The organism is Paenibacillus xylanilyticus (assembly GCF_013359935.1).
Taxonomy (GTDB): domain Bacteria; phylum Bacillota; class Bacilli; order Paenibacillales; family Paenibacillaceae; genus Paenibacillus; species Paenibacillus xylanilyticus.
In genome coordinates, this window is the sequence record NZ_JABMCB010000187.1 from 233,275 (window position 1) to 240,586 (window position 7,312).

Sequence of the window (7,312 nt, forward strand, 5' to 3'; positions counted from 1 at the left end):
GAGGAAGAGAAACCATGATTCAGATTCAGTCTCCGTACCTTTGGGCATCGCATACAGCAGAAACTATTATGGAGCGTACGCCCAGACTGTATGAGGCAAACGGGTATCATGGAAAATGGTCTTATGATTATGGGGTCATTCTGAAGGGATTTGAGCTGCTGTGGAAAGTGACTGGCGAAAGCAAGTATGCAGCGTACATCCGGGACAACATGGATTACTTCATTCAAAATGATGGATCAATCCGTGGGTATCAACAGGATGAGCATAATATTGATCACTTGAACAACGGCAAGCTGTTGTTTGGCCTTTATCAAATGACTGGCGATACGAAATACAAACAGGCCGCTTCTCATCTGCGGCAGCAGCTGCGCACTCACCCGCGTACGTCAGAGGGCGCGTTCTGGCATAAGCAAGTGTATCCTTATCAGATTTGGCTGGATGGACTGTATATGGGCGCACCATTTTATCTCGAATACATGCTTCATTTCGAGCAGGAAGAAGAGCAGGATCTCGATGACGTGACGCGGCAGTTTATGCTGTGCGCAGAACATAACCTCGATAAACAAACGGGTTTGCTCTACCACGCCTGGGATGAGCAGCGTGTTCAGGCATGGAGTGACCCGGTTACCGGGCAGTCGCCAAACTTCTGGGGAAGGTCAATGGGATGGTTCGTGATGGCTCTGGTAGATGTGCTGGAACTGCTGCCGCAAACCCATCCTGATCGCCTGAAGCTAATTGATATCCTGAACGATACGATGTCAGCATTGCGGAACTTCCAGGACGCTCCTTCAGGCGTTTGGTACCAGGTTATTAATGAAGGAACACGAAAAGGAAACTATCTGGAGGCTTCTGCTTCCAGCATGATCGTGTATGCCATGGCCAAGGGCATTCGGCTGGGTTTGCTGCAGGACGGCACCTGGTTGAAGACACTGGAACATGCATATGCGGGGTTGATTTCTGAATTTGTTATGGAAACGAAAGAGGGCTGGGTAAACCTGTACAAAAATTGTCAGGTTGCGGGTCTTGGCGGAGAACCGAGACGGGACGGCACTTATGCTTATTATATTAGTGAACCGATCATTACCAACGATCAAAAGGGACTTGGAGCTTTCTTACTGGCGTGTACGGAATACGAGTACATGTTAAATCAAAAAATGTAACTCATTTTCACTGTTTATGCCCGTATCGTTCGATGGAAGCAGAGCGATACGGGCACATCCTTACATTAGATACATCCTACTCGTGGTCTTATACGTATTAAGCTCGGATTTTTATGATAACGCTTACATCAAGTGAAGGGGGTGATTCATCCTGCTGATAGGTTAGCCGCCTCTCAGTGTAGTTCTCTGTAATATTGAAATATACGAAACCGGAGGAGGAAGATTCTATTGAAAAGGATTGTATCACTCATCTTGATCGTATCGATGCTGTTCAGCGTTTTGCCAGGAATGGCTGCCGCGGAAGACACAGGTACGGCTGGTGCACTGCCTGCTTTTCCCGGAGCAGAAGGCGGCGGGATGTATACGACTGGTGGCAGGGGAGGTGCTGTTTACGAAGTGACCACGCTGGCGGATTCGGGACCCGGCTCCCTTCGTGAAGCTGTCAGTCAAAATGATACAACGGTTGTATTCAGAGTTGGTGGAACCATTCATCTGGAATCTCCTCTAGTTATCTCAGGTTCCAATATCACTCTTGCCGGACAGACTGCGCCTGGAGAAGGGATCACCGTATCCGATTATTGGACTACATTTCAGGCAGATAACATTATTGTAAGACATATGCGTTTCAGACTGGGTGATAAACATCCGAGTGAGGATGATGTCTTTGGAGGACGTTATCACAAAAATATAATCATCGATCATTGCTCTTTCACCTGGTCTGTTGATGAAGTGCTTAGCATGTATGTAAACGAAAATACAACGGTGCAATGGTCCGTCATTGCCGAAAGTATGTTAATGACGACCCATCAAAAGGGTCGACATGGTTATGCCGGAATCTGGGGCGGAAATAATACATCATTCCATCATAACATCATTGCTCATAATGTAAGCCGGAACCCCAGATTTGCCGGATCCCCCGGATTTAATACTGAATCTTACAACAATATCGTATACAACTGGGGATTCTTCTCTGCCTATGGTGGTGAGGAAGGCAACTATAATTTGATGAATAACTATTACAAATACGGTCCCAATACGTATTGTTCCGTGCGAGATCAACTTTTCCTTGATGTGAGTGCCAATACACGGCTCTATGTAGGAGGCAACATTGTCGACGGATCTCCCGAAATTACTGCCGATAACTGGCTTGGTGTCGGATCATTGGTGAATCCGGAATCCAAACTGGAATCTCCTGTAGTCATGGCTAATCCAACAGTCATGGATGATGCGGAAACGGCATATGATCGTGTCCTTGCTGAAGCTGGTGCTGTCCTCCCAAGAAGGGATGCCATTGATGCAAGAATCGTTAATGATGTTAAAAACCGTTCCGGTCAGCATATCAATTCGCAGAAAGAAGTGGGAGGATATCTGGAGTTTGAGGAAGTGCTCTCTACACTGGAAGACGATGATCATGACGGGATGCCGAGTGATTGGGAAATCGCTCAAGGGTTGAATCCGAATGATGCCTCTGACCGAAACGGTATTCACGAATCGGGCTATACCCATCTTGAAATGTATCTGAACAGCATTGCAGGCAATGGGTCAGCGAGTCCCGCAGCATCCATAGATTCTCCTTCCAACCATACGATTGCCACTGAGGGTTCATCGATCGAAATTGCAGCCTCAGCCTCTGATCCGGATGGTACGATCTCGAAGGTGGAATTTTATCAAAATGATATTAAATTAGGCGAAGATGACTCCTCACCTTACTCTATAACTTGGGATAATGTGAAGGACGGTACGCATTATCTCACCGTTCGCGCAATTGACGATACAGGAACGGCTACACAATCCAACAATGTTACGGTGCATGTGAATAAGGAAGGCAGTATTTCTCCATGGACTTCAACAGACATCGGAACACCAGGCATTGCCGGTCATACACAGCTTGGTGCAGCCGGGACGGATGTAACAGTAAAATCGGCAGGTGACATTGCTGGCGCTTCGGATCGTTTCCATTATGCGTACCAGACACTGGAAGGCAACGGCGAGATCGTGGCCCGGGTGGATCATGTGACGGCGACGGATGACGGGGCTGAAGCAGGTGTGATGATTCGTGAGAGTTTGGACGATTCCTCGCCATTTATTGCCCTAATGACTTCCTATGACAAAGGGGGGCAAAAAACGCTTGGTTTGACGCGTGAAACAGAGGGGGGAGATGTTTCTATTCAGGAACCTGAGGCCTTCATCACTCTTCCTTATTGGGTGAAAATGGTCCGACTCGGTGATCAGATTACATCTCTCGTGTCCAAAGACGGGACCGACTGGTCTGTTATGAATGCCGTAGATTTTCCAATGAGCAGTACCGTTTATTTGGGACTTGCGGCTGATGCATCCAAACCGGACGACGAAGTGGATAAACTGAACACATCCGTATTCTCCGATGCAACCGTTCGGCAGCTTGATGCAGATTTCCCTTTGGCACCAGCCAACCTGTTGGCGGAATCAGGTCCGAAATCGGTCGTTTTATCCTGGGATGAGGTGGACAATGCCCTCTCGTATTCTGTTTTCCGTGCGGACATACCTGGAGGACCATACACGGAACTCGTTAAAGGGATAACGACTTCTTCTTATACTGACCCTGACCTGACTGTTGGAAAGACGTATTACTACGTTGTAAAGGCAGAGAACGACAAGGGAATCAGTTTTTTCTCGGCCGAAGCCCATGCTGTACCGGAAGGTGAACTGGAGACCATTGAATACATTAATGACGACTATGAGGGAGTAGAGGTTAACCAAACACCAACTGGATATGCCGTGCTCCCTGATCCCCAGGATGCAGACCATAACGTTGAGGTGGCTGAAATACCTTCTGGGACTACTGGCAATACGTCAACAAAGGCTCTGAAACTGTATGATAATGCGCCAGGTATTACGCAATTCGTTCGTCCTTTTCAACCCCAGCTGGGCAGCTTTGTATTGGAAACGGATATCATGTCACCATCCTGGCCGGGGACGTCGTATGTATTGCAGCTGCAGAACAGCTCAGGGAATCGTACACCACTTTCGATAGAAATCCGCAAACCGTCTGCTCCTGCAGCAGAAGACACCTATACACTGGTTTACAAGAGAGATGGTGCTGATCACAAGCTGATCGATGCTCCTGCAAACCATCAATGGTATAACCTGAAGATTACTGCCAATGTAGCCGCGCAAAAAGCGGATATCTATATCGACAATGTGCGAGTCGCTGATAACGTTCCGTTTCAGGCAGATGTACTCACGGATGGAATTGGCCGTCTCCTGGCCAAAACGCCGGGTACAGGCAAAGGTACAATCTATTACGACAACCTGCGACTCTATGTTGAGCCTGTCGCAACACCCAAAGGACTGACTGCACAGCCTGGAAACGGGATGGTCAGACTGGACTGGGAAGAAGCCGAAGGAGCGTCAACCTATAATGTCAAACGCAGTTCAGGGGAAGAAGCAGAATACGAATTAATCGCTTCGGAAGTGGCAAGCACGAGCTTTATCGACGAATCCGCTGCCAACGGTACAACCTATTATTATGTCATTACCGCATCAGGTGCTTCAGGAGAGAGCGGGCCTTCCAATCGGGTAGAAGTGACACCTTCGGAAGATGCTGTGAAACCCGAAGCACCCCAGGAACTACAAGCCAAATCCAGAAATGCACAGGCAGATCTGCATTGGCAGCCAGTCGAACAGGCGAGCTATTATACGGTAAAACGTGGCGTACAGGCAGAAGGTCCTTTTACTACTGTGGCTGCCAAAACAACACAACCTTCCTATCAGGATGGCGGACTGGATAACGGAATGACCTATTATTATGTCGTGTCAGCAACCGGAATTGGTGGCGAAGGCGCGGATTCGACTTCTGTTGCTGTTACGCCGTCCAGTACTTTGTCTACACCTGAGCCTATAGCGAAATCTCAACCGAGTTCAGTCGAGATTCAATGGCAACCGGTTGAGGGAGCGGCAACCTATCAGATTAAACGATCAACCGCATTAGACGGGACGTATGAAGTTGTCGCTGAGGGCCAATCGGGGACCTCCTACACGGATACAGAACTCATAGATGGAACGCCTTATTATTACAAAGTTACTGCTGTAAATGGAGATACTCATAGTCTTGATTCTGCACCAACAGGAATAAGACCGTCCGCTAATGACGGAACACCATCCCCTCCGGATGGAATCCAAGCAGGCCCGGATGATGGTGGAGTTATTTTGAGCTGGAATGCTGTGGAGGGAGCAAACAGTTACGCTGTGAAACGCAGCGAATCTCCCGCAGGACCGTATACATCGGTTGCTTCGGAGTTGAATGATGTGACTTACACCGACTCGGGACTGACTAATGGCAGTATCTATTATTATATGGTCACCGCAAGCAACGAAGCTGGAGAGGGATTGCCATCTGTTCCTGTATCCGAAATTCCAGCAAAGACGTTGACGGTTGCTTTGGATGGCAGTGCACAATTCGAACGGATACAGGATGCGATTGATGCAAGCCCGGACAATGCTATCATTCCAACTGTAATCCGAATCAAGGATGGTATCTATCGTGAAAAGCTAAACGTACCCTCGAGCAAAACTCATCTGAGGATGGTGGGAGAGAGCCGTGAAGGGACGATATTAGTATACGGGGATTCGGCTAGCACACTTGATGGGAATGGGAATCCGCTTGGCACATCAAACAGCTACAGCTTCAGAGTTCAAACGAATGACTTTACAGCCGAGCATCTGACCATACAGAATGATGCTGGTGACAATGCCGGGCAAGCGGTAGCCCTTTTTGCACGCGGAGATCGCCTTGTGTTCCGTGATGTCAGCCTAAAGGGTTGGCAAGACACGTTGTATGTCAATGATGGCAGACAGTATTATGTTGACAGTTATATTGAAGGCGATGTGGACTTCATATTTGGCAACGCTGCTGCTCTCTTTGAAAACAGCATTATCCATAGTTTGAGTAATGGTTATGTGACAGCGGCCTCTACAGCCGAAGGCAAGCCGGGGTATGTTTTTCTCAATAGCCGAATCACTGCTGAACCCGGACTGACTGGGAAAGTAGCTCTTGGCAGGCCTTGGCGTGCGCATGCCAACGTAGCCTACATTAACAGTTATATGGATGATCATATTAGCCCTATAGGGTGGAACAATTGGAGCAATGCCGATAATGAAAAGACAGCTCGTTTCACCGAGTATGCCTCTTTTGGACCTGGTGCAAATGCCAAAGAAAGATACCATTGGTCCACACAGTTGACTGCGGAAGAAGCAGAAAACTACCTTCCGGCTCAGCACTTTGCGGGACCTGATAACTGGAATCCATCATTAGACGTCCCATTGGTTAGTACCAATCGGGATCTGGCCAGTTTATCCGTAGACGGCAGTCTGCTGGCGGGATTTAACCCGGCACAGAAGAATTATGAGGTTGAAGTTAAGGCTGGCAGTAAGCTGCCTGTTGTTTCAGCGGACGCTGCATCCGAGAGGTCTGTTGTGGAGGTGGAGCAAGCAGCGGCCATACCTGGTCAGGCAACGGTGAAGGTTACTGGACAAGATGGTGGTGTGAAAACATATACAATCAGCTTCACACCTCAAAGTGCAAAGGACACCACTCCACCCGTGTTAAGGCTAAAAGTGAATAAACCCATTCTGAAAGCCAATGCGAACAAAATGGAGACCATTCGGGTCAAAGCAGATGCGACAGATCAGGGAACAGGCGTAGCATCAGTCAAACTTGTATCCATTACAAGCAACCAGCCTGATAAGGGGAAAGATCACGGAAACAAGTCACCTGACATTCAAGGAGCCACTTACGGTACACCTGATTTCGAATTCAAGCTCCGTGCCGAACGTACAGGCAAGGGCAAAGGTCAGGATCGTGTTTATACGATTACTTACGAGGCAGTGGATAAAGCAGGGAACAAAACAAGATCAACTGTAAAGGTTATTGTAAAACGTTAATCGTTGAGGTGGTAAAGTTTGAGCGATCTGAGGTTGTCGGATGTACTATAAACACTTAGGACATTTCAAGCAAAAAAGGGCGCCAGCATTTGGTCATAACCCTGTCAAGTAGACAGTACAAAAAAAGACAAGATTTAAGCTGCGGCCGTTTCCCGGTATTCTACCGGGGAACGGTCGTTTAGTTTTTTCTGAAATCGGTTTTGGTTGTAAAACAATATGTATTCTCTCAC

The 7,312-nt window shown here is 47.9% G+C and carries 3 protein-coding genes; 2 read left to right on the forward strand and 1 reads right to left on the reverse strand.

What is annotated here, in order from left to right; all coding sequences use genetic code 11:
* The first annotated feature begins 14 nt into the window (after positions 1–14).
* Both HP552_RS16905 and HP552_RS16910 read left to right on the forward strand, forming a co-directional pair.
* The gene (locus HP552_RS16905; RefSeq protein ID WP_246310929.1) at positions 15–1,160 is read left to right on the forward strand and encodes a glycoside hydrolase family 88/105 protein; all 1,146 of its coding nucleotides are present in this window, start codon (positions 15–17) and stop codon (positions 1,158–1,160) included.
* A 228-nt stretch (positions 1,161–1,388) separates the two neighbouring features.
* Complete coding sequence (locus HP552_RS16910) at positions 1,389–7,082, forward strand: pectinesterase family protein (protein WP_175396588.1); 5,694 nt, start codon at positions 1,389–1,391, stop codon at positions 7,080–7,082.
* Positions 7,083–7,216: 134 nt separating this feature from the next.
* On the opposite strand, the gene HP552_RS16915 is transcribed toward HP552_RS16910, so the two are convergent.
* Complete coding sequence (locus HP552_RS16915; protein ID WP_376768939.1) at positions 7,217–7,312, reverse strand: IS3 family transposase; 96 nt, start codon at positions 7,310–7,312, stop codon at positions 7,217–7,219.